The sequence below is a fragment of the Bradyrhizobium shewense genome, assembly GCF_900094605.1.
Lineage (GTDB): Bacteria > Pseudomonadota > Alphaproteobacteria > Rhizobiales > Xanthobacteraceae > Bradyrhizobium > Bradyrhizobium shewense.
Window position 1 is genome coordinate 1 of the sequence record NZ_FMAI01000055.1, and the last position, 23,437, is coordinate 23,437.

The window sequence follows — 23,437 nt, forward strand, 5'->3', positions numbered from 1 at the left end:
AACGCCCACCTGCCAGCGTCTATCAGCCCTCGCCGCGTGCGATGCCGAGGCGGCTTCCCGAGCCTGATTACCCGGCCGAAGCCGCGGTGCGCCAGGTTCGCTCCAACGGCGAGATCAAATGGCGAGGCGAGCTCATTCACATTTGCAGCGCTCTCGTTGGTGAAGCCGTTGCCGTCGAGGAGACCGAAGACGGAACCTGGCAAGTGCGCTTCTTCAACGTACCGATCGGCATCATCGACCAGAAAACGCGCAAGCTACGGCGCAGCGCCAGCGCCGCGCCGCAGCCGACCAAATCATGAACAACTGTTACCCATCCATCCGGTCTGTTTTGTTACCTATCCATCCGCTGGACATAGGCGGCCTTCGGCCGCCGTTCTTAGGAACGCCGAAGCAAAGCTTCGGCTATGGCGCCGAATGAGGGGTTGTCTCGGCATACTCAATACGAGTTTCATTCGCGGATAGAACCCCTCGCCCGTCTCGCCGCTACGCGGCGAGCCACCCTCTCCCACAAGGGGAGAGGGGAAGATCAGCGTTCGACGCGATACGCTTCGACCTGAGCCTTCAGTTCGTCCAGCGACGCCGTCGGCTGCTTCGGATCGACCCGATGCTCTCCACTCGCCAGCCATTTCAGCACCATCGCATCCACCACCGGCGAATGATGGATGACGTCGCCGTAATTATCGAGATCGTGCGTCACCGCCTTGATCGCGCGGAAATCGTGCAGGCGGACGTTGGGTAGCTGCGTCAGGCGCTGCGCCATGAGTGCCGTCAGATCGGTGACGATCTTCAGCGTCTCCGGCGAGGCATCGCGCATTGCAACGAATTGCAGGATCGAATAGGGCGGGAAATAGATGTCGAAGGTCACGTCGGGATGGCGCGTGATCAGGCCGACGGCATCGCGCTCGAAATGCCTGACCATGGCGTCATAGCCGTAGCCTTCGCCGAGAAAGCGGCTGCGCACAGGGCTCGTGATGTAAGCGAAGGCGGCGAGCGTCCTCTTCGCATTGTACTCGCGCGCGATGTCGAAATCACGCGGCAGCGCGTAGATGTCGTCGACATCAGCCAGCGCGAACTTGACGGGCAAAAACGGCGCCGCACGGGTCAGCGGTCCTTGCAGCGGCGGGACCGAGCGCAGCAGTGCGAACAGCGACTCTTTCGCCATCGCCGCGCTGAACAGATAGGACGCGATGCCCTTGGCCGTCCCGTGATAGAGATCGACGGATAGATAGGGATCGGCCTCGATGTCGGCCGCATCGACGAAGATGAAATCGTCCATCGCCCAGATCACGCGCCTTGCGCCGCGGTCGATCGCCTGCTCCAGCACAAAACCCTGCTGGCGCGAGTTGGAGCCAGTCATCGCCAACTTGAGAGAGCGAACGCCGAGCACGCGGTCGATGTCGCTCTGGCGGAAATGGATCGCGAGCGAGGTGCCCATGAAGACGGTGTTGAATGTCTGGCTGCGGATCAGCCCGGCATTCTGCACGCGCGTGTCGTCGGAATAGAAGGCGGAGCGCGAGGGACGAAACAGCTGCAGGGGATCGACGACGTAGCTGAGAAGGGCCGCACCGAGCACGAATGCGATGCACGCGAGCAGAAGGCGATCGAGACTGGTGAACGGCCCGCGCATCAGAACCGGAAATAGATGAATTCGCTGTGGCTCTGGATGCCCAGGATCCCGAACGCAAGCACCAGCGATGCGCCATAGAGAAACAGCGGCCGCATGCGCCCTGCCCGCAAATTCTCGCCGACCCGGCGGTTAGCGTGATCGTATCCCAAGATGCCTTGCGTGTTCGGCGCCAGCCACACCAGCGCGGCGTAGATGGAGATCAGCACCAGCGCCGCGATCTCCTCACGGCCGAAGACGATGTTCGAGGGATCGGCCATGGCGTGGAGCACCCGCAGCGCCCACGCAACGCTCTCGGCGCGGAAGAACACCCAGGCGACGACGACGGCGAGGAACGTCAGCGCTGCTCCGGCGATGCGAGCCGGGCGCGCAAGGGCCGACGGAATGGTTGGCATCAGGGCGTTGAAGGCGTGATTGACGCAGAGATAGGCCCCGTGCAGCGCGCCCCAAATGACAAAAGTCCAGGCCGCACCGTGCCAGAGCCCGCCGAGCAGCATCGTGATCATCAAATTGACATAGCGCAGCAAGCGGCCTTTGCGGTTGCCCCCGAGCGGGATGTAGAGATAGTCGCGCAGGAATTGCGACAGCGTCATGTGCCAGCGGCGCCAGAACTCGACAATGCTGGTCGCCTTGTAGGGCGAGTTGAAGTTCACGGGCAGGAAGATGCCGAACATCAGCGAGATCCCGATCGCCATGTCGGAATAGCCGGAGAAATCGAAATAGAGCTGGAACGTGTAGGCAAGTGCGCCCAGCCAGGCCTGGTCGAAGCTCGGCGAGCGCGCCTCGAAGGCGAGCGCGACCAGCGGCTGGATGCCGTCGGCAAGACAGGTCTTCTTGAACAGGCCGATGGCGAAGATGATGACACCGCACAACATCAGATGTCCGTCCGGATGCTTCGTCTCCTTCCGCTCGAATTGCGGGATCATATCCTTGTGGTGGAGGATGGGCCCTGCGATCAGATGCGGAAAATAGGTCACGAACAGCGCGTAATGCGGCAGCGCATAGGCCGCGACCTGCCCGCGATAGGCGTCCACTAGAAACGCGATCTGCGTGAAGGTGTAGAAGGAGATGCCGACCGGCAGCAGGATGTGAACCGCAAGATGCGAGCCGAACAGCGCGTTGACGTTCTCGGTGACGAAGCCGGCATATTTGAAGATGCCGAGCACCAGCAGATCGCCGACGACACCGAGCGCGAGCGCCGCCTTTCGTTGCGACGAGCCGAGCTTCGCCACGATCAGGAGATGGCCGACGCCGTAATTGAAGGCGATCGACAGCAGCAACAGCGCCACGAACTGCCAGCTGCCGATGGCGTAAAAGGCGGGCGAGGCCAGCGCCAGCCAGATCACCGGGGTGAGATTGCTGCGCCGCCCGAGCCAGAAATAGCCGGCCAGCACGACCGGCAGGAACAACAGGATGAACGGGTAGGAGTTGAACAGCATCAGGCTGGACCGGCGGCGGGGATTTTGGTCCGTAAAGCATACAAGGGGCCGGTCAACAACCCGGCAGGCTTGGCGGAGTCGTGCTGGCAATTCGTGGAAGCGGGACGATATAAGATGGAACACGTATTGAGATGAGGACCGAGTGACCCAGGCCAAAACCCCTTCCCAGCCCCCCGTCGCCCCGCGCCGGCCGCATTCCTTCACGCGGCACGGGATCACCGTGACCGACGACTATGCCTGGCTGAAGGACGCGAAATGGCAGGAGGTGCTGCGCGATCCCAAGGTGCTCGATCCCGACATCCGCAAATATCTGGATGAGGAGAACGTCTACACCGAGAGCCTGCTCGGCCACACCGCATCCCTGCAGAAGACGCTGGTGCGGGAGATGCGCGGGCGGATCAAGGAGGACGATTCCAGCGTGCCCTCGCCCGACGGCCCGTTCGCCTATTTCCGCAGGTTTCGCGAGGGCGGACAGCACGAGCTGTTCGGCCGCATGCCGCGCGACGGCGGCGACGGTGAGATCGTGCTCGACGGCGACGCGCTCGCCAAAGACCACAAATATTTCAGGTTCGGCGGCAGCCGGCACTCCTACGATCACAAGCTGCAGGCCTGGAGCGCCGACACCAAGGGCTCGGAATATTTTTCGATCCGCGTGCGCGACTGGGGAACGGCCAGGGATCTCGACGACGTGGTCGAGGAGACCGATGGCGGCGTCGTCTGGGCTGCGGATTGCAAGAGCTTCTTCTACGTGAAGCTCGACGACAATCACCGGCCGATGCAGGTGTGGCGGCATAGGCTCGGCACCAACCAGGCCGACGACACGCTGATCTATGAAGAGCGGGATGCCGGCTGGTTCACCCATCTGCACGAGAGCACCAGCGGCCGCTTCTGCGTGATCGCCGGCGGCGACCACGAGACTTCGGAACAACGCCTGATCGATCTCGCCAACCCCGAGGCGCCGCCGCGCCTCGTCGCGGCACGCGAGGAAGGCGTGCAATATTCGCTGGCCGACCGCGGCGATCAGCTCTTCATCCTCACCAATGCCGACGACGCCATCGACTTCAAGATCGTCACCGCGCCGCTCCTCTCGCCCGAGCGCAAGAACTGGCGCGATCTGATCCCGTATCGTCCCGGCATCTACCTCATCGACCTCGATCTCTATGCCGGCCATCTGGTGCGACTGGAGCGCGCCAATGCACTGCCGGCGATCGTGATCCGCGATCTCGTCTCGAACGAGGAGCATGCCATCGCCTTCGATGAGGCCGCCTATTCGCTGGATACGATGGGCTCCTACGAATTCGAGACGACGAATTTGCGCTTTGCCTATTCGTCGATGACGACGCCGTCGGAAGTCTATGACTACGACATGGTCAAGCGCACGCGCACCTTGCGCAAGCGCCAGGAGATTCCGTCGGGCCACAACGCGGCCGATTACGTCACCACGCGCATCACGGCAAAGGCGCATGACGGCGCCGAGGTGCCGGTGTCGATCCTCTACCGCCGCGGGCTGAAGCTCGACGGCACGGCGCCGCTGCTGCTCTACGGCTATGGCTCCTACGGCATGGCGATGCCGGCGTCCTTCAACGCCAACCGCCTGTCGCTGGTCGACCGCGGCTTCGTCTACGCCATCGCCCATATCCGCGGCGGCGCCGACAAGGGCTGGGGCTGGTACCTCGACGGCAAGCGCGAGAAGAAAACGAACTCGTTCGACGATTTCGCGGCCAGCGCCCGCGCGCTGATTGATGCGAAATACACTAGCGCAAAACGCATCGTCGGCCATGGAGGCTCGGCCGGCGGCATGCTGATGGGCGCGGTCGCCAACCGCGCCGGCGAATTGTTCGCCGGCATCGTCGCCGAAGTGCCGTTTGTCGACGTGCTCAACACCATGCTCGACGACACGCTGCCGCTGACGCCGCCGGAATGGCCGGAATGGGGCAACCCGATCGAGAGCGAGCAGGATTTTCGAACGATCCTGTCCTACTCGCCCTACGACAATGTCGCGGCGAAGGACTATCCGGCGATCCTGGCGATGGGCGGCTTGACCGATCCGCGTGTCACCTATTGGGAGCCCGCCAAATGGATCGCGCGCCTGCGGGCGATCATGAGCGGCGGCGGCCCGGTCCTGCTCCGCACCAACATGGGCGCCGGCCATGGCGGCGCGTCGGGCCGGTTCGATCGGCTGGATGAGGTGGCGATCGTGTATGCGTTCGCGCTGTGGGCGGCGGGGATGGCGGAGGCCGGGGTGTAGCCACACCCACCGCCGTCGTCCCGGCGAACGCCGGGACCCATACCGCGTGATGTATCGGTGGAGTGCAGGTGGCGGTACCAACGAAGACCCTTATTAACTGCTAGTCTTCGTCAAACTGCTCCCTGGGGCTATGGGTCCCTGCGTTTGCAGGGACGACAGTGGGATTGTGGGCGAGTTACCGCCCCACAAACAAGACTCACACCGCCCCGTGCGCCTCGACATACAGCGCATACACCGAGTGGCTGCTCGCCATATAAAGCCGGTTGTTCTTCGGGCCGCCGAAGCAGAGATTGGCGCAGCGCTCGGGCAGCTTGATGAAGGCGAGCGGCTTGCCGTCCGCGTTGAACACCATGACGCCGTCGAGATCTTCCGGCTTGGCCTTGAGCTGAAACACCTTGCGGCCGCCGACATCGGTCGGCTCGGATTGCAGCGCACCGTTGGAGCCCCAGCCGCACCAGAGATTGCCGTCGCGGTCGACGCGGAAACCGTCGAGCGAGCCCTGGTCGGCGGCGTCGATCAGCTTGGTCTTGCCGCTGAGCGAACCATCCTCACCGACATTGTAGCTCCAGATGCTGCGGTTGGGCGTGCCCTTCCACTCGACAATGTAGAGCTTCTTCTCGTCCGGCGAGAAGGCGAGGCCGTTCGGATTGACGAGGTCGGTGAGGACGGCGGTGATCTTGCCGTCCTTGGCGATGCGGTAGACGTTGGTGGTGGCCTGCTCGGCCTTTTCCTTCTTGCCCTCCCACTCGCCGTTGATGCCGAACAGGGGATCGGTGAACCAGATGCTGTCGTCGGACTTCACCACGATGTCGTTCGGCGCGTTCAGCCGCTTGCCTTCGAACTTGTCGGCGAGCACGGTGACCTTGCCGTCCTTCTCGGTACGGGTGATGCGGCGGGTGACGGAATGCTCGCAGGTGACGAGGCGGCCTTGGCGATCCCTCGCATTGCCATTGGCGTAATTGGCATTGGCGCGGAACACGCTGGTCTGGCCGGTCTTCTCGTCGAACTTCATGATCCGGTTGTTGGGAATGTCGGAGAACAGCAGATAGCCGCCCTCGGGGAAATAGGCGGGGCCTTCGGCCCAGCGCATGCCTGATGCGACCTGCTCGACCGTCGAGGAATAGAGCCTGTATTTTGTGAAGCTGGGATCGAGGATCTGGACGGCGGGGTCGGGGTAGCGCTGGTTCGGCGTGAACGGGAACGACTGAGCGCCGGCGGCGCGGGCCAAAAGCGTGGACGCCATTGCCGCGCCGGCGCCGGCCATGAGATTGCGTCGCGTGAAATTCATAAGATCCTCCCTGGATGATAAAAAGCCGGCGCTTGATGTGGCCGGCCTGTTTCTTGACGTGATTTAGCGCTGGCCTTACCGGCCGTTCTTCTTCCGCCACTCCGCAAAATCGGTGAGCGTCTGCGGATCCGTAGCCGGATAGAGACCGAAGATGCCGCGGCCCTTGCCGACCTCCTCGGTGACGAAATCCTCGAACGCCGTCATCTCGAAGGTTTCGTTGGCGATCTCATCGGCGAGATGCGCCGGGATCACGATCACGCCGTCGGCATCGCCGAGGATGACGTCGCCGGGAAACACCGGCGCATCGCCGCAGCCGATGGGCACGTTGATCTCGATCGCCTGGTGCAGCGTGAGGTTGGTCGGTGCCGAGGGACGGTGGTGATAGGCGGGGATGCCTAGCCTGGCGATCTCGGCGGAATCGCGAAAGCCGCCGTCGGTGACGACGCCGGCGACGCCGCGTTTCATCAGACGCGTCACCAAGATCGCGCCGGCCGAGGCCGCGCGCGCGTCCTTGCGGCTGTCCATCACCAGCACGCTGCCTGCCGGGCAATCCTCAACCGCCCTGCGCTGCGGATGGGAACGGTCCTTGAAGACCTCGATGGTGTTGAGGTCCTCGCGCGCCGGCATGTAGCGCAGCGTGAAGGCCTCGCCGACCATGGTCGGCTGGTCCGCACCGAGCGGGTACACGTCCTGGATCATCTGGATGCGCAGCCCGCGCTTGAACAGCGCGGTGGCGACGGTGGCCGTGGAGACGGATTTGAGCTTGTTGCGGGTGGCTTCGGAAAGTTTGGACATGATGGACTCTCTCGTTAGTCGTCATTCCGGGGCACTCGCGTTAGCGAGTGAACCCGGAATCTCGAGGTTCCGGGTTCGCTTCGCGCCCCGGAACGACGGTGAAATCAATAAATCGACGGCTCGCTGATCGGCGCGCCGAAATCGGTCTCGAGGAAGTCGAAGTCGCAGCCGTCATTGGCCTGCTTGATGTGCTTGGTGAACATCCAGCCATAGCCGCGCTCGAAGCGGCGCTCGGGCTGCTTCCAGGCAGCGCGGCGTTTTGCGAGCTCGGCCTCGCTCACATCGAGGTTGATGGTGCGCGCGGCGACGTCGAGCGTGATGCGGTCGCCGTTCTGCACCAGCGCCAGTGGGCCGCCGATGTAGGACTCCGGTGAGACGTGCAGGATGCAGGCGCCGTAGCTGGTGCCGCTCATGCGCGCGTCCGAGATGCGCACCATGTCGCGCACGCCCTGCTTCACCAGTTTGGTCGGGATCGGCAGCATGCCCCACTCCGGCATGCCCGGCCCGCCCTGCGGCCCCGCATTGCGCAGGATCAGAATGTGGTCCTCGGTGACATCGAGATTGGGATCGTCGACCGCCTTCTTCATCGACGGATAATCGTCGAACACCAGCGCAGGACCGGTGTGCTTGAGGAAGCGCGGCGCGCAGGCGCTCGGCTTGATGACGCAGCCATCGGGCGCAAGATTGCCCTTGAGCACGGCGAGCGCGCCCTCCTTGTAGATGGGATTGTCGATTCCGCGGATCACGTCGTCGTTGTGAACTTCGGCACCCTCGATATTCTCGCCGATGGTCTTTCCTGTCACCGTGATGCAGTCGAGATGCAGATGCGGCTTGATCTGGCCCATCAGCGCCGGCAGGCCGCCGGCATAGAAGAAGTCTTCCATCAGATAGGCATCGCCGCTCGGCCGCACGTTGGCGATGACGGGCACCTTGCGGCTGGCCTTCTCGAAATCGTCGAGGCCGATGTCGAGGCCGGCGCGGCGGGCTTGTGCGATCAGATGGATGATCGCGTTGGTCGAGCAGCCCATCGCCATCGCCACCGCAATGGCGTTTTCGAACGCCTTGCGCGTCTGGATCACCTTCGGCGTCAGATCCTCCCAGACCATCTCGACGATGCGTCGGCCGCATTCAGAGGCCATGCGGATGTGATTGGCGTCGGCCGCGGGGATCGAGGAAGCTCCCGGCAGCGTCATGCCGATCGCTTCGGCAATCGCCGTCATGGTCGAGGCCGTGCCCATGGTCATGCAGGTGCCGTAGCTGCGGGCGATGCCGGCCTCGATGTCGAGCCAGTCCTTGTCGGAAATCTTTCCGGCGCGCCGCTCGTCCCAATATTTCCAGCCGTCCGAGCCGGAGCCAAGGGTCTTGCCCTTCCAATTGCCGCGCAGCATCGGGCCGGCCGGCAGATAGATCGCCGGAATGTTCATCGACGTCGCGCCCAGCAGCAGCGCCGGCGTGGTCTTGTCGCAGCCGCCCATCAGCACCACGCCGTCAACGGGATGGCTGCGCAAGAGCTCCTCGGCGTCCATCGCCAGCAGGTTTCGGTAGAGCATGGTGGTGGGCTTCAGCAGCGATTCCGACAGCGACAGCGCCGGCAATTCCAGTGGCAAGCCGCCGGCCATCAGGATGCCGCGCTTGACGTCGTCGACGCGCGACTTGAAATGCATGTGGCAGGGCTGTGCATCCGACCAGGTGTTGAGAATCGCGATGATCGGGCGGTCCTTCCACTCCTCCGGCGCGTAGCCCATCTGCATGGTGCGGGAGCGGTGGCCGAACGAGCGGAGATCGTCGGGCGCGAACCAGCGCGCGCTGCGGAGCTGGTCGGGCGTTATTTTCTTCTTGGTCATGATTGGGTGCCCCATTTCTGCACGGTGTTCCGCTCGATGGCGCGGAAGATCAGGTTCTCGACAAAGAGCCCAATGATGATAACCGTCAAGAGGCCCGCGAACACCGCGGGTATATCGAGCAGATTGCGGTTCTCGAAGATGAACCAGCCGAGGCCGCCCTGCCCCGAGGACACGCCGAACACCAGCTCGGCCGCGATCAGCGTGCGCCAGGCAAACGCCCAGCCGATCTTCAGACCCGTCAGGATCGAGCCGAACGCCGCGGGGATCAGGATCTTTGCCACGTAAGGCAATCCGCGCAGGCCGTAATTGCGGCCGACCATGCGTAGCGTGTTGGACACGCTCTTGAAGCCGGAATGGGTGTTGAGCGCGACCGGCCACAGCACCGAATGGATCAGCACGAAGACGAGGCTGCCATTGCCGAGTCCGAACCAGATCAAAGCGAGCGGCAACAGCGCGATCGCCGGCAACGGGTTGAACATCGCCGTCACGGTCTCGAGGAAATCGGTGCCGATGCGAGTGGAGATGGCAAGCACCGTAAAGATCGCGGCGAGCATGATGCCCGCCGAATAGCCCATAAACAGCACTTTCAGCGACGTCCAGGCCCGCATCGGAATGGTGCCGTCCTTGACGCGGTCGAACAGCGTGATGGCGGTATCGTGCAGCGTCGGGAACAACAGCGGATTGTCGAGAGCGACGCCGTAGGCTTCCCAGACCGCCGCCAGGAACAGGATGATCACCGACTTGCGGACGAAGCCGTCGTTCCACAACAGCTCAAGCACGCTCAGCTTGCGCTCGACCTCGCCCGTGGCTGAACTGGCAGCGGCCGGCTCGGCCCGCAGCAATATCTTGGCTTCGCCCATGGCGGCTCCTTCAATGCGCGGTGGCTTCGCCGGCGAACAGGAGATCGTGGATCTCCTTCTCCAGCCGGCCGGCGCTGCCGTCCTCATTCGAGACCTTATCGACGTCGATCACCTCGGCCTTGACGCGGCCGGGATGCGGCGACAGCAGCAGGATGCGGTTGCCGATGCGGATCGCTTCGGCAATCGAATGGGTCACGAACAGCACGGTGAACTTGGTCTCGCTCCAGAGCTGGAGCAGCTCGTCCTGGCAGGTTCGGCGCGTCAGGGCGTCGAGCGCCGCGAACGGCTCGTCCATCAAGAGGATATCAGGCTCCATCGCCATGCCGCGCGCGATCGCGACGCGCTGCTTCATGCCGCCGGAGAGCGTGTGCGGATAGGCATCGACCACGCGGGTGAGGCCGACCTTCTCGATATAGGCCCGTGCCTTCGCCTCGGCGTCCCTGCGCGACAGTTTTCGCGCGGTCAGCAGCGGAAACATGACGTTGGCGAGCACGCTCTTCCAGGGCAGGAGCTGGTCGAACTCCTGGAAGATCATCATGCGGTCGGCGCCGGGACCGTGGATCTCGCGATCGCCGATGGTCATGCGGCCCTCGCTCGGGGTCATGTAGCCGCCGACGGCCTTGAGCAAGGTCGACTTGCCGCAGCCGGACGGACCGAGCAGCACGAAGCGGTCGGACTTGTCGACCGTGAAACTCACCCTCTCGGTGGCGGTGACGACTGCGCTGGAGGTCTTGTAGCGCAGCGTCACGGAGCTGACGTCGAGCAGCGCCATCAGTTGCCCTTCAGATCGTGCGCGACGGGGAGATAATAATCCGTCCAGGCCTTGGGCTGGCTCTTCAGCGTGCCGGTCTTGAACAGATGCGCGGCGAACTTCATCGTGCCCTGCGGCTCGAGATTCCACTCCATCATGCCGGGCTCCTTGAGCAGATCGAGCAGCTCCTCGACCGAGGTCTTGTCGCCGGTGATCTCCTTGTAGATCTCGACCGCCTGCTTCGTGTCGCTGCGGATCAGGGCCTGCGCTTCCTTGGTCGCGTCGCGCACGGCCTGGATGATCTTCGGATTGGCCTCGGCGAATTTGGTGGTCGTGAAGAATTGCGCCTGGCTGAGCGGCCCGCCCATCACATCCGGCGATGACAGCACGATATGCGCGCCCGGCACGTTCTTCAGCTCCAGGAAGGTGAAGGGCGGGATCGAGAAGTGGTTGTGCACCTCGTGCTTGGGATTGGACAGCGCCGCATAGGCGTCGGGATGACCGAGTTGAACGGTGTTGGCGTCCAGCTTCGACCATTGATCGGCGCCGAAGGCCTCGGCGGCCGCGATCTGAAGCACGATCGCCTGGGTCGAGACCTTGACGGTCGGCACCGCGATCTTGTCGGAGGGGCCGAAATCCCTAATCGACTTGATGTTGGCGTCGCGGCTGATCAGCGTCATCGGCTGCGCCGAGGTCGCGACGATGCCCTTCACCCCGCCGCGGGTGCGGTCCCACAGCAGCAGAAGATTGCCGGTGCCGGTGTTGAGGATGTCGACGCCGCCCGCGAGCAGCGCATCGGTCTGCGCGCCGCCGCCGGAGAAGGTGATCCATTTGGTGGTGATGCCTGCGAGGCCGAGTGAAGCTGCGTGCTTCTCGATCAGCTTCAGCTTCTCCATGATGTGGCTCGGCATGTAGAAAATGCCGGGCTGGCGCGACAGCGCGATCTCGGATTTCTGCTGCGCACGCGCCGGCGAAGCCGCCAGCACGGTTGCGACGATCAGGGCGATGGCGGCAGCGCCACGCCGGAATGGCTTGATCATAATTGTTCGTTTCCTCCGGTCGCCATTGACGAGCGATCCTTCTAATGCACTAATGCATTAGTGCATTAAAGGCAAGCCTGCCGGAGCCGTCGTCATGGAAACAGCCCATCCCGCGCCCCGCGCGGCCCGCCCCGGCGCGCGGCTCGACCGGGCCCGGCAGGCCGCGCCGCAGGTGTTCGAGCGGCTGCGCAACGCCATTCTCGCGCTCGAACTGCCCCCGGGCTCGCCGCTGTCGCGCACCGATCTCGCCGCGCAATTCGGCGTCAGCTCGACGCCGATCCGCGACGCCCTGATGCGGCTCGAGGAAGAAGGGCTCGTGGACGTGTTTCCACAGCACGCGACCGTGGTCAGCCGGGTCGATGTCGGCCGCGCCGAGCAGGCCCATTTCCTGCGCCAGGCGCTTGAGCTCGAAATCGTCCGGCTGCTCGCAGAGCAGCATGACCAGGCCCTGGTCCTCCGCCTCGACCATGTGATCGCGCTTCAGCAGCAGTTCGCCAAGGCTGGAGACTTCGAGAGTTTCATCGCCGCCGACAATGATTTTCACGCCCAGCTTTATGCCGCGGCCGGCAAGCAGGAGCTGTGGACGCTGGTGCGCAGCCGCAGCGGACATATCGACCGGCTGCGCCGGCTGCATCTGCCCTCGCCCGGCAAGGCCCAGAACATCGTCCGTCACCACAAGCTGATCACCCGCGCGATCGAAGCCGGCGAACCCGATGCCGCGCAACAGCATATGCGCAAGCATCTGTCAGGCACGCTGAGCGAGCTCGACAAGATCCGGAGCCATTATCCGGAATATCTGACCGATTGAATCAGGCCGCGTCGCGGCTGCTGCGCCGTTCCGTCGGACCGGTGCGCAGCCGGACGAAGAAGGCCTGGACCTCGGTAGTGAGGTGCTCGGCCGCCCCCGAAACCTGGTTCGCGGCCCCCATCACATCGTCGGCCGAGCGGTTGGTTTCCGCAATGGCGCCGGAGACGGTGCCGATGCTGGTTGCCAGCGTCTGCGTTCCCGATGCCGCCATCTGGACGTTCTGCGAGATCTCCCGCGTCGCCGCGCCCTGCTCCTCCACGGCACTGGCAATCGCCGCGGTCACCTCGTCGATCCGGCGCATGGCGGTTGCGACCTCCTTGACGGAGGCGACCGCGCTGCCGGTCGAGTTCTGGATCGCGGCAATGTGCTGAGCGATCTCTTGCGTCGCATTGCGGGTCTGGTCGGCCAGCGCCTTGACCTCGGACGCGACCACGGCAAACCCGCGACCGGCCTCGCCGGCGCGCGCGGCCTCGATGGTGGCGTTGAGCGCAAGCAGGTTGGTCTGGGCCGCAATCGCCTGGATCAAATCGACCACCGAGCTGATGCTTTGCGCGGCGTGTGCGAGTCCTTCGATCTCGCTCTCCGAGCGCGCGGTCACCTCGCCCGCGGAGCGCACGGTCTTGTTGGACAGTTCGATCTGCCGGCCGATCTCGATGATGGAGCCCGCGAGCTGCTCCGCCGCCGCGGCGACGGTCTGGACGTTGACCGCGGTCTGTTCGGAGGCGGTCGCTGCGGACGCGGCCTGGCTCGTCGCATGATTGGCGATGCCGCCGAGGCTCTCCGCGGTCTGCCGCATGGTGCCCGCATTCTCGCCTACCAGCGCGAGCAGCTCGCGCGAGGTCGCGCGAAAGTCCTCGACCGCGTCCTCCATGTTGCGGTTGGCGGCTTCGCGCGCTTCCGCTTCGCGCGCGAGAGACGCCGCCGCCTGCTGCTGGGCGATCACATTGTCGCGGAATTTGGCCACCGCCTGCGAGACCACGCCGATCTCGTCACCGCGCTCGGCGGTCCTGAATTCGACACTTGTGTCGCCGCCGGACAGGCGCGCGGAATCGCTCACCAGCTCGACGATCGGACGGGTGATGGAGCGCGCAACCAGGATCGCAATCACTGTGGCAAGCGCAAGCCCCGCGGCGAGCAGGATCCATTGCAGCAGCAGCAACCGCTCGACCGCGTCGGCCACATTGCGGGCGTCGTCGGCGAGCTTCGACTGCTGGTCGCTCTTCAGGCCGCCCGAGCGCTTGCCGTCGGCGTCCTTGCGGCCGTCGAGCAGATCGAGGATGCGGGCAGCGCGCGGCGCGGCTTCGGTGGACAGGATGAAGACCGGCGTGTTCCATTGCGGCGTCTGGCGGATCGCGAAGATCTTCTGCGGCAGCGGGGTGAAGGCTTCGTTCGCCTTGACGATGGCCCGGTAAGCGGTCGCCTGCCGTTCGGTGAACAGGTGCGCCTGGGTGCCGACCGATGCGAGCGCGGCCCTGAAGGTCGCCAGCGGCTTTTCGAACTTGTCACGATCGGCGGCCTCGCCCGAGGCCACATACAGGCGCAATTGCGATCCCGCGGCGGCGAGATTGCCGCGCACGTCGGCAAAGGTCTTGAGCAGGCGCTTGCGCTGCGGCGTCGCCTCCAGCGCCTCCTCCTCGTCGATCATCGCGGTGATCTCGGCGAACATGGTCGCGATCAGCGGCGCGGCCTCCTTCGCCAGGAGCTCGCTCGCCGGATAGGCCGATGGGGTGAAGGCAGCGAGCTCGGCCTTGTCCTGGGCCTGGCGGAATTCCGCCATCAGCGCCTTGGCTTCGCTCCAGTTAAACTTTGTTCTGCGGGTTGGAAAAGCCCTCCGCCATGCGGTCGACTGCGGCGGCCGTGCGATCGAGCTCGGCCCAGACGGCGGCCCGGTCGCGCTTGCCCTGCGCGTCGCCCGTCAGCAGGTAGCCGCGCAGCGTCGAAAGCGTGGAATAGAGATTGCCGACGAGCTCTGTGCTGGCAATCGCGACCGGCGCACGCTGGTCCACGACCGCCCTGATCCGCGACGAAATGTCCGAGACGGCGGCAACGGTGTAGACCACGGTCGCCGCGAGCAGGCCACAGATCAACGCAAAGCCGCCGAGCAGCCGGGTGCGAATTCCGGTGTTCGCGATCGATTTGAACATGAGAGGTCTCGTGCTGATGGCCGGTTGGGGGGACGGCTTCGTCGGTTGCCAGAATGCGGAAATTGAATGCGCGAAATACGTTCGGAAACTATCGTAGATTGTAATCCACGGCCTTTAATCCATCGTGAAGGCCGAGGTTCCGTACAACTACGGCGAGAGTAATATCTCTCGTTTCTGAAATGGGTTACGGTATTCGGGGCCGAAATTTGAACTCATATGCACGCAAGAGTGCGTATGGTGTTCAACGGCATTGGCTCCCGGCGCGCCATGGAAAGGCAATCGCGGCAGACGCGAGGCGCTTGCGGCGCGGCCAGAATCCGCGCAACAATTTCGCATTTGTTGCTTTGATTTGAGGTCGCGGGAGCGTGCCATGCGACCCGGAGGAATTCTGACGTGGCCAACATCCTGATCGTGGATGACGACCCGGCCGTCCAACTCACGATCCGGCTGCTCCTGGAGAGGGCCGGTCATCACGTCACCGTCGCGGGCGATGGCCGCAAGGGACTTGCGCTGTTCGGAGCCAGCCGGTTCGACCTCCTGTTTCTCGACATCTTCATGCCCGGCATGGATGGGTTGGAGACGATGCGTCACATCCGGGTGCTGCGTCCGGCCATTCCGATCATCGTCATTTCCGGCCGCTCGATCACGCCGGACGCCTATGCGGAGCCGGACTTCCTGAAGATGGCGACCAAGCTCGGCGCGGTGGCAAGTTTGCAAAAACCGTTCCGGCCCGACGCCCTGCTCGCCGCGGTCGATGGCTGCCTGAAAGCAGGCGAGCCGGAGGGGTCCGATGTCAGCTCCGGCCACCGATGACGGGGGCGCCGCTGCTCCAGGCCAGACCAGGCGCGGTCATCCGGGAAGCCCTGCGAACATCCGCTTGACCCTCGCAACGCGGCTAGCGATCGCGATGATCCTGCTGGTGGCGGTCACCGTGGCCGCAGTCGGATGGCTCGGCTTTCGCAACACCACGCAAGCGGTGATTCCGCGCGTCCTGGAGCGGGTCGGGGCCCAATCGCGCCTGCTCGCGGCCAATCTGGAATCCTATGTTGCCGGGGCCCGCGGCGATTTGATCGGCTATCGCTCTGCCGCGGCGATCAATGGCCTGATCCGCGCTCACGTGGCCGGAGGAATTGACCCTTCAGACGGCGTCTCGGAGCAAACCTGGCGCGAGCGTATCGCCACGCGGCTCGCGGCCGAGATCGAGGCCAAACCCATCTACGGGCAGTTTCGAATCATCGGTCTCGACGACGATCAACGCGAGCTGGTTCGCGTCGACCGCTCTGGCCCGAATGGAACGGCACGGATCGTCCCCAGCGGCGAACTGGAGCGCAAGGGCGAACGAACGTACTTTGAGGACACGATACGCCTGGCGCCGGGCGAGATTTACGTTTCACCGATCGATCTCGCGACCCGCCAGGGAGGCACCACCGCCCTGCACGTTCCGACGCTGCGGGTCGCAACGCCGCTGTTCACGCCGGATGGCAAGCCGTTCGGGATCATCATCGCCAATATCGACATGCGTCCGTCGCTCGACCGCCTCCGCGCGACATCGACCTCGGGGGGCGAGATCTACGTCGTGAATTCGCGCGGCGACTATCTCGTTCATCCGGATCGCACGCGAGAATTCGGCACATTGCATGATCGTCCCAACGACTGGCGCAAGGACTTTCCGTATTTTGGTGCCTTGACCGGTACGCTGGAGGGATCCACGCGCCTCATGACCGACGGGTCGGGCCGGCCGAGCGGGGCGGCGATCGCGCCGGCGCTGCTCGTGGGCAAAGAATGGGTCGCAATCATCGAGACGATCCCCGCGCCGGTGTTCGGCCTCGTACCGGCGGCGATTCAAAGAACGTCCTTACTGGTCGGTATCCTCGCTGTCCTCGCCGCGGCCTTACTCGCGGTGCTGCTTGCGCGCTCGCTAACTCGTCCGATCGGTCGCCTGACCGCGGCGGTGGAGGCCATCGGCAACGGACGGCCAGCCGACATTCCCGTCGATGCGAGCGGCGAGACCGGCGTGCTGGCGCGGGCCTTCGCCCAGATGGTCGAAGAGACGCGGGCGAAGACGGCCGCTCTCGAGCGCGAGATCCGCGAGCATCGCCGCACCGAGGCCGCGCGAAGCCATCATGCGGCACGCGAGCAGTTGTTCAGCGCCGCCGTCGAATCGTCCGACGATGCGATCGTGATGCAAACGCTCGACGCCATCATCACGGGCTGGAATCCGGCAGCCGAGCGGCTCTATGGCTATTCGGCAAGTGAGGCGATCGGGAAATCCACCGCGATCATCGTGCCGCCCGACCGCCGCGAGCATGGCAAGGGCTATCTGGCGCGGATCGCGCGGGGCGAGCCGATCGAGCGGTTCGAGACGGTGCGCCTGCGCAAGGACGGCACGCCGGTCGAAATCTCGCTCAGCCTCTCGCCGATCAGGGGGCCGTCCGGCGAGATCATCGGCGTCTCCGGGACCGCGCATAGTCTCACCGAGGCGCGGCGGGCCGAGCGGCAGCTGCAGCAGCAGCTCGAAGAGCGTCGGCAGATCTTCGACACCTCGCAGGATCTGATCATGGTCATGGACCCGCGGGGCCATGTCGCGCAGATCAGCCCGAGCAGCGAGACCATTCTCGGCTACCGGCCGGACGAGATGATCGGCCGCAGCGGCGCGGACTTCATTCATCCCGACGATCTGGCTCAATCGCGCGAAGACATGCGCGCGCTGCGGCGCGGCGAGCGCCCCAAGCTCGGCGACACCCGCTGCTTCCACAAGAACGGACACGAGGTCTGGCTGTCCTGGCTCGGCAACTGGTCCGAGCAGGCGCAGCGCTTCTTCTTCGTCGGACGCGACATGACGGAAGCGCGGCTCGCGCAGGAATCGCTGCGCGAGAGCGAGCGGCTCGCCCGCAACATCGTCGAGACCTCGCTCGACGCCTTCATCCAGACCGACGAGACCAGCAGCATCCTGAACTGGAACTCGCAGGCCGAGCAGCTGTTCGGCTGGCGCCGCGAGGAGGTGCTCGGCAAGAGCACGATCGACCTGATCGTCGCCGAGAGCGAACGCGACAGGGTCAGGGCTGGCCTGAAGCAATTCCTGGAGAACGAGGACGGCAAAACGCTGAACCGCCGCCGCGAGCTGATGTGCCTCCGCCGCGACGGCAAGGAATTCAAGGCCGAGCTGAGCGTCACCGCGCTGAAGCGCCGCGAAGGCCTGCTGTTCAACGTCTTCTACCGCGACCTCACCGACAAGATCGCCGCCGAGGAGCGCATCCGCCATGCCGAGAAGATGGAGGCGGTCGGCCAGCTCACCGGCGGCGTGGCGCACGATTTCAACAACATCCTCACCGTCATCACCGGGACGATCGAGATTCTCGCAGAAGCCGTCGAGAAGGAGCCGCAGCTTGCGGCCATCACGAAGATGATCGACGAGGCCGCCGCGCGCGGCGCCGATCTGACCCAGCACCTGCTCGCTTTCGCGCGCAAGCAGCCGCTCCAGCCGCGCGAGATCGACATCAACTCGCTGGTGGTCGACACCGCGAAGCTGTTGCGACCGACGCTGGGCGAGCAGATCCAGATCGAATCGGTGTTCGAGGACGAGAATTGCGTTGCGATCGTCGATCCCAACCAGCTCACCACCGCGATCCTCAACCTCGCGCTCAATGCCCGCGACGCCATGCCCAGCGGCGGCAAGCTGATCGTCGAGACCGGCGTCGCCTATCTCGACGAGGTCTATGCCAGCGGCAACGACGTCCGTCCCGGCCATTACGTGCTGATCGCCGTGAGCGACACCGGCTCCGGGATCCCTGCGAACATGCTGCCCAGGGTGTTCGATCCCTTCTTCACCTCGAAGGGACCGGGCAAGGGCACCGGGCTCGGGCTGTCGATGGTCTACGGCTTCATCAAGCAGTCCGCAGGCCACATCAAGATCTACAGCGAAGAAGGCCACGGCACCACGATCAAGATGTACCTGCCGCCCGGCACGACGCCGACAGCCATCGGCGAGGGCGTGACGCCGGCGACGATCGAGGGCGGACACGAGACGATCCTGGTGGTCGAGGACGACCGGCTGGTGCGCGACTACGTGCTGGCGCAGCTGCATGCGCTGGGTTACGTCACCTTGCAGGCCGCGAACGCGGCGGATGCGCTGGCGATCGTTGCCGCCGGCAAGCCGTTCGACCTGCTGTTCACCGACGTCATCATGCCCGGCAAGATGAACGGACGGCAGCTCGCCGACGAACTGATGAAGACACGCCCCGATCTCAGGGTGGTCTACACGTCAGGCTATACCGAGAATGCGATCATCCATCACGGCCGGCTGGATTCCGGCGTCCTGCTGCTGGCCAAGCCCTATCGCAAATCGGATCTCGCGCGGATCATCCGCAAGGCGCTGAGCGTTTGATTGCTCTTGTGTCCCGGACAAGGCGCAACGTGCAACGCTGCGACGCAGAGCCGGGACCCAGAGCTGTCAGCGGTGAGTTTGGAGAGATGGGCCCCGGCTCAGCAGCGCATCATTGCATGATGCGCTGCGTCCAGGGCACGAGACCATTTACGACGCGCGCTGCGCCGCGGTCATCACGATGCGGATCAGATCGGCGGCGTTGCGCGCGCCGAGCTTCTTCATGATGTTGGCGCGGTGATCCTCGATGGTGCGCGGGCTGATGCCGAGGGTGCGGCCGGCTTCCTTGTTGGACGCACCGGAGGCGAACTGCTCGAGCACCTCGCGCTCCCTGCGCGTCAGCGGCTCGCGTCCGGGGAAGTGCAGCGAGCCGAATTTCGGCGAGGCGTTCTCCGCCTGCCTGCGCGCATAGGCGCCGATCGCCTCGTCGAGCCGGCCGACGATTTCGCTGCCGCGGAACGGCTTCTCGATGAAGTCCAGCGCGCCGCTCTTGATCGCGCCCACCGCCATCGCGATGTCGCCCTGCCCGGAGATCATGAAGATCGGCGCCGGATAGTCCTCGCCGTGCAGTTCCTTCAGAATGTCGAGGCCCGACTTTCCGGGAATGTTCACGTCGAGCAGGATCGCAGCCGGTGTGCGGTTTCGCGCGACGGAGAGCAGCGCTGCGCCGTCCGCAAAACAGATCACCTCATAGCCCGCCGCCTTCAACACCATCGACAGGGTGTCGCGAACGGCAGGGTCGTCGTCGACCACGAAGATTTCACCGCGAGAGCTTTGTTCGGCCATGTGCCACATCCAGTTGGCATGAAGGACTCGCGTGCGCGCCAACCGTTATGGCGTTCGGCGCGGATTCGGCCCACCCGTATTTGTACGGGACATGGACTTAACGCACAAGTAGCGGCAGGGTGCCTAATTGCGGGGTACGGAGAATATCCATGCTAAATTTCGCTGGCACACCCCCGCTCATCGCGATGCCTGAAACTGACAGCCGCCAGTTGATCGCTGCCGATCTTCGCGCCCTGATTACGCGGATCGAGAGCAGCATGCGCCTGATCGACGCAGCCATGTTGGAAGCTGGCCTGTCGGAAATGGGGCTGGCCCACGACGATAACGGCGATCCGGCCGGTTCCGCCGACATTTTCGTGCTCGACGACGTCACGCCGCGCTATGCGACGGCGAGCGCCGCTCTCAACGCCTGCCGGGCGGGCCTTGGCCACGCCCTGCAATGCCTCACGGAATCCGGCAGCCCGGCATAAATCGCGATCAGCGCGGCGCAGCGGCCGCATGGCAGCTCCGCGGCCTAGGCGCGGTGCCGTTCCACGATCGCGTCCGTGGCGACACCACCCCAGGTATGGATCGCGGGAAGGCCCATCGCGGTCTTACCGAGATTGGCGAGGCTGATGCGCAAGGCCGCGAGGTCGAGCGGCTTCGGCAGGCTCTGGAGCTCGATCCCGACGGACCGGGCGAAGCTGCGGGCGGCACTGCGGCGCTTGCCGTCCATGCCGCTGATGACGATCACGGCGCCACCGAATTTCGCCGCCGCCATCTCGCGCAGCACGTCGATGCCGTCGCCATCCTCCAGCACGAGATCGAGCGTCACGCAGTCGAAGCGCGCGGCGCGGAGCTTCTCGATCGCATCTGCCACTGACGGCGCCACGGTGACTTCGTGGCCGGCCTGCTTGGCGGCGACCGTGATCAGGCTGCGCTGCGTGGCGTCGTCATCGACCACCAGGAGCTGAAGCGCACGCCGCTCGGCGCCGTCGGGCAGGTTTGAGGGGATGGGGGAAAGAGAACTTCTGGGCATTTCAGTATCCTGAGATTGGGACCAACAATGGATACACGCTTCGCGCTTAGGCCACGTAAAGTTCCTGGCGCGAATTCATTCGGATGTTTTCAGAAAATGTGAAGCAACGGGCCGGAAAAGACGGCGACGGATGCGGGCAGATCACGCCGCTTCGTCGCGGCCGCCGGCTGCGCCGCGCTTCTTCCTGTTCTTGCCGCGCAGGAACTGAATGTCCATCTCGGCGCCGTTGACGCGGACCAGCTCGCAGCGGCGGTAGGCGAGGCCCGTGGACGACAACAGCAGGAAGAACTCTTTCAGGTTCAACCCCTGGATCGAGCCTTCCACCGTGAGGATGGCGTCGGTATCGGAGATCGCGTTGAGCTTGCAGTCGCGGCGCCAGGTGCCGTCGATGGCCATGATGCAGACATCGTAGCCGCGACTGAAAGTCACGCGTTCCGTACCCTTGCCATCCTCGGCCATGTCTATCGTCCTGCCATGGCCGCCATGCGCGGCGCCGCGCCGGCGAGAGCCGGCTTGGCAGCTGCGACACGCGGATCGTTCGGCTTGTAGAGGCCGCGCCGCTCCGGAATCGGCCGGAACGTATCGGTCAGGCCGACCACGGTTTCGGCCGCACCCAACACCAGGAAGCCGTCGGGCTCGATCTGGCGCGCCAGCCGGTTGAAGATGTTGATCTTGGTGTCCTGATCGAAATAGATCAGCACGTTGCGGCAGAAGATGACGTCGAAGGTCCCGAGCTGCGCGAAATCGTGCAGCAGGTTGAGCTGCCGGTGCTGGATCATCGCCCGCAATTCGGGATTGACCTGCCAGGTCTCGCCGGTCTGCTTGAAATATTTCATCAGCATCTGGATCGGCAGACCGCGCTGCACCTCGAACTGGCTGTAGATTCCGGCCTTGGCCTTCTCCAGCACCTCCTGCGACAGATCGGTCGCGATGATCTCGATGCGCCAGCCGGTAAGGGCCGCGCCCATCTCCTTCAGGCACATCGCCAGCGAATAGGGCTCCTGCCCGGTCGAGCCGGCGGCGCACCAGATCCGTATGCTGCGGCGGGCGGCCCGCGCCTTGATGATCTCGGGCATGATGGTGTCGCGGAAATGATCGAACGGGACCTTGTCGCGGAAGAAGAAGGTCTCGTTGGTGGTCATGGCTTCGACCACGTCGGTGATCACCGTGCGCGAGCCGCCTTGCAGCTTCTGCACGAGATCGCCGATGCCGGAGAGTCCGGCCTTGCGGGCCAGCGGCAGCAGGCGGCTTTCGATCAGATATTGCTTGTCTGCGGAAAGATCGAGACCGGAATTGTCCTTTAGGAACTTACGCAGATACTCATACTCGGTCGGGGTCACGGATGGCCTCTTCGAAGCTGCACTGGAACACTCTGGCCCGAATATTCAGGCCAGACACACTCAGACCATGGCTTGTCCGACCGGGATCAAACCAACTTCAGCGAACTTGTCGGCGATGATGTCTTTGTCGAAAGGCTTCATGATGTACTCGTTGGCGCCGCCGCTGAGCGCCTGAGCAATATGAGCCACATTGTTCTCGGTGGTGCAGAACACCACCTTGGGCTGGTCGCCGCCGGGCAGGCGGCGCATATGGCCCATGAATTCGAAGCCGTCCATCACGGGCATGTTCCAGTCGAGCAGCACCGCATCGGGCAGCTGCCGCTGACAGATCTCGAGCGCCTTCGAGCCGTCCTCGGCCTCGGTAACTTCGAATTCCAGGCCTTCCAGGATCCGGCGGGCGATCTTGCGCACCACGCTGGAATCATCAACCACCAAGCACGTCTTCATTTTGGTTCTCCGGCTTTGATGTTTCGTTGGCTCATGCAGCCATCTGCACTTTGGTTTCAAGATCGAGGACGCGATCGACGTCGAGGACGACCATGAGCTGGCCGTCGAGGCGATGGACGCCGCCGGCGAGCTTGGCCATGCGGGGATCGAGGTTGACGGGGTTTTCTTCCATGCCGGCTTCGGGCAGGCGAAGGACCTCGCCGATCTGATCGATCAGCAGGCCATAGGATTCACCGCGCAAATCGACGCCGACCGCCATCGGCACCTTGCCGTCCTCGGGCTGCGGCAGGCCGAGACGGGCGCGCATGTCGACCACGGTGACGATGCGGCCGCGCAGATTGAGCACGCCCGCGATCTCGCGCGAGGACAAGGGAACGCGGGTGACGCGCTCGGGCATGAACACGTCCTGGACCCGGGAGATCGGCAGGCCGAACAGCTGGCCGCCGATCATCGCGGTGACGTATTCGACCATGGCGCCTTCGCCCACTTGCGTCTTCTTGTTCATCTCGGTCTCTCCTGATCCCTGTCCTGCTCTTACGCCGCTGCCCGGTTCAGCTCGGAGGCACCGGCGGCGCCTGCGGTCTGCTCCTTCAGCGCCGCGATCAGACCGGGACGGTCGAACTT

Annotated in this window: 19 protein-coding genes and 2 pseudogenes; 6 read left to right on the forward strand and 15 right to left on the reverse strand. The window is 64.4% G+C overall.

Going from position 1 to position 23,437, the window contains the following annotated elements:
• A pseudogene (locus tag GA0061098_RS45490) lies at positions 1–299 on the forward strand (integrase); the annotation flags it as partial.
• 227 nt (positions 300–526) lie between these two features.
• On the opposite strand, the gene GA0061098_RS41510 reads toward GA0061098_RS45490, so the two are convergent.
• Positions 527–1,627: a hypothetical protein gene (locus tag GA0061098_RS41510; RefSeq protein ID WP_091967554.1), complete on the reverse strand. Its 1,101-nt coding sequence runs from the start codon at positions 1,625–1,627 to the stop codon at positions 527–529.
• Positions 1,627–3,063, reverse strand: a complete 1,437-nt coding sequence (locus GA0061098_RS41515; protein ID WP_091967556.1) for an MBOAT family O-acyltransferase — start codon at positions 3,061–3,063, stop codon at positions 1,627–1,629. The genes GA0061098_RS41510 and GA0061098_RS41515 overlap by 1 nt, the downstream gene beginning before the upstream one ends.
• Before the next feature lie 142 nt (positions 3,064–3,205).
• Between GA0061098_RS41515 and GA0061098_RS41520 the strand changes: the two genes are divergently transcribed.
• Positions 3,206–5,311, forward strand: coding sequence for a S9 family peptidase (locus GA0061098_RS41520; RefSeq protein WP_091967558.1), 2,106 nt, complete (start codon positions 3,206–3,208; stop codon positions 5,309–5,311).
• A gap of 196 nt (positions 5,312–5,507) precedes the next feature.
• Here the strand turns inward: GA0061098_RS41520 and GA0061098_RS41525 are convergent, their stop codons facing one another.
• The 6 genes from GA0061098_RS41525 to GA0061098_RS41550 form a co-directional block, all read right to left on the reverse strand.
• On the reverse strand, positions 5,508–6,599 hold the full coding sequence (locus GA0061098_RS41525) for an SMP-30/gluconolactonase/LRE family protein (protein WP_091967561.1): 1,092 nt from the start codon (positions 6,597–6,599) through the stop codon (positions 5,508–5,510).
• A 75-nt stretch (positions 6,600–6,674) separates the two neighbouring features.
• Positions 6,675–7,394 (reverse strand): ribonuclease activity regulator RraA, encoded by a 720-nt coding sequence (locus tag GA0061098_RS41530; protein WP_091967564.1) that lies wholly within the window; start codon positions 7,392–7,394, stop codon positions 6,675–6,677.
• A 104-nt stretch (positions 7,395–7,498) separates the two neighbouring features.
• On the reverse strand, positions 7,499–9,238 hold the full coding sequence (araD, locus tag GA0061098_RS41535; RefSeq protein ID WP_091967567.1) for an L-arabinonate dehydratase: 1,740 nt from the start codon (positions 9,236–9,238) through the stop codon (positions 7,499–7,501).
• On the reverse strand, positions 9,235–10,098 hold the full coding sequence (locus GA0061098_RS41540; RefSeq protein WP_091967571.1) for an ABC transporter permease: 864 nt from the start codon (positions 10,096–10,098) through the stop codon (positions 9,235–9,237). Before GA0061098_RS41540 ends, araD begins: the two co-directional genes overlap by 4 nt.
• A 10-nt stretch (positions 10,099–10,108) precedes the next feature.
• Positions 10,109–10,870, reverse strand: a complete 762-nt coding sequence (locus GA0061098_RS41545) for an ABC transporter ATP-binding protein (protein ID WP_018321609.1) — start codon at positions 10,868–10,870, stop codon at positions 10,109–10,111.
• Positions 10,870–11,889, reverse strand: a complete 1,020-nt coding sequence (locus GA0061098_RS41550) for an ABC transporter substrate-binding protein (protein WP_091967574.1) — start codon at positions 11,887–11,889, stop codon at positions 10,870–10,872. Before GA0061098_RS41550 ends, GA0061098_RS41545 begins: the two co-directional genes overlap by 1 nt.
• 94 nt (positions 11,890–11,983) lie before the next feature.
• On the opposite strand from GA0061098_RS41550, the gene GA0061098_RS41555 reads away from it, so the two are divergent.
• Positions 11,984–12,697, forward strand: a complete 714-nt coding sequence (locus tag GA0061098_RS41555) for a GntR family transcriptional regulator (protein WP_091967577.1) — start codon at positions 11,984–11,986, stop codon at positions 12,695–12,697.
• A gap of 1 nt (position 12,698) precedes the next feature.
• Here GA0061098_RS41555 and GA0061098_RS41560 read toward each other — a convergent pair.
• Positions 12,699–14,841, reverse strand: a pseudogene (locus GA0061098_RS41560) (HAMP domain-containing methyl-accepting chemotaxis protein).
• A 393-nt stretch (positions 14,842–15,234) separates the two neighbouring features.
• On the opposite strand from GA0061098_RS41560, the gene GA0061098_RS41565 reads away from it, so the two are divergent.
• On the forward strand, positions 15,235–15,654 hold the full coding sequence (locus GA0061098_RS41565; protein WP_091967580.1) for a response regulator: 420 nt from the start codon (positions 15,235–15,237) through the stop codon (positions 15,652–15,654).
• Positions 15,632–19,225 carry a PAS domain S-box protein gene (locus GA0061098_RS41570; protein WP_091967582.1) on the forward strand — a complete coding sequence of 1,198 codons (3,594 nt, stop codon included), beginning with the start codon at positions 15,632–15,634 and terminating at the stop codon, positions 19,223–19,225. The genes GA0061098_RS41565 and GA0061098_RS41570 overlap by 23 nt, the downstream gene beginning before the upstream one ends.
• Before the next feature lie 147 nt (positions 19,226–19,372).
• Here GA0061098_RS41570 and GA0061098_RS41575 read toward each other — a convergent pair whose 3' ends face one another.
• Positions 19,373–20,008: a response regulator transcription factor gene (locus GA0061098_RS41575; RefSeq protein WP_026202588.1), complete on the reverse strand. Its 636-nt coding sequence runs from the start codon at positions 20,006–20,008 to the stop codon at positions 19,373–19,375.
• A 149-nt stretch (positions 20,009–20,157) separates the two neighbouring features.
• On the opposite strand from GA0061098_RS41575, the gene GA0061098_RS41580 reads away from it, so the two are divergent.
• Positions 20,158–20,478: a hypothetical protein gene (locus tag GA0061098_RS41580; protein ID WP_091967585.1), complete on the forward strand. Its 321-nt coding sequence runs from the start codon at positions 20,158–20,160 to the stop codon at positions 20,476–20,478.
• A 44-nt stretch (positions 20,479–20,522) separates the two neighbouring features.
• Here GA0061098_RS41580 and GA0061098_RS41585 read toward each other — a convergent pair whose 3' ends face one another.
• The 5 genes from GA0061098_RS41585 to GA0061098_RS41605 all read right to left on the reverse strand — a co-directional run bounded on the left by GA0061098_RS41585 (position 20,523) and on the right by GA0061098_RS41605 (position 23,318).
• Positions 20,523–21,026 carry a response regulator gene (locus tag GA0061098_RS41585; RefSeq protein WP_028143853.1) on the reverse strand — a complete coding sequence of 168 codons (504 nt, stop codon included), beginning with the start codon at positions 21,024–21,026 and terminating at the stop codon, positions 20,523–20,525.
• 141 nt (positions 21,027–21,167) lie between these two features.
• On the reverse strand, positions 21,168–21,485 hold the full coding sequence (locus GA0061098_RS41590) for a hypothetical protein (protein WP_018321617.1): 318 nt from the start codon (positions 21,483–21,485) through the stop codon (positions 21,168–21,170).
• A gap of 2 nt (positions 21,486–21,487) precedes the next feature.
• Positions 21,488–22,366, reverse strand: a complete 879-nt coding sequence (locus GA0061098_RS41595; protein WP_091967587.1) for a CheR family methyltransferase — start codon at positions 22,364–22,366, stop codon at positions 21,488–21,490.
• Between the two features lie 60 nt (positions 22,367–22,426).
• Positions 22,427–22,813: a response regulator gene (locus GA0061098_RS41600; RefSeq protein ID WP_018321619.1), complete on the reverse strand. Its 387-nt coding sequence runs from the start codon at positions 22,811–22,813 to the stop codon at positions 22,427–22,429.
• A gap of 31 nt (positions 22,814–22,844) precedes the next feature.
• Positions 22,845–23,318 carry a chemotaxis protein CheW gene (locus GA0061098_RS41605; protein ID WP_091967590.1) on the reverse strand — a complete coding sequence of 158 codons (474 nt, stop codon included), beginning with the start codon at positions 23,316–23,318 and terminating at the stop codon, positions 22,845–22,847.
• Between the last annotated feature and the right edge of the window lie 119 nt (positions 23,319–23,437).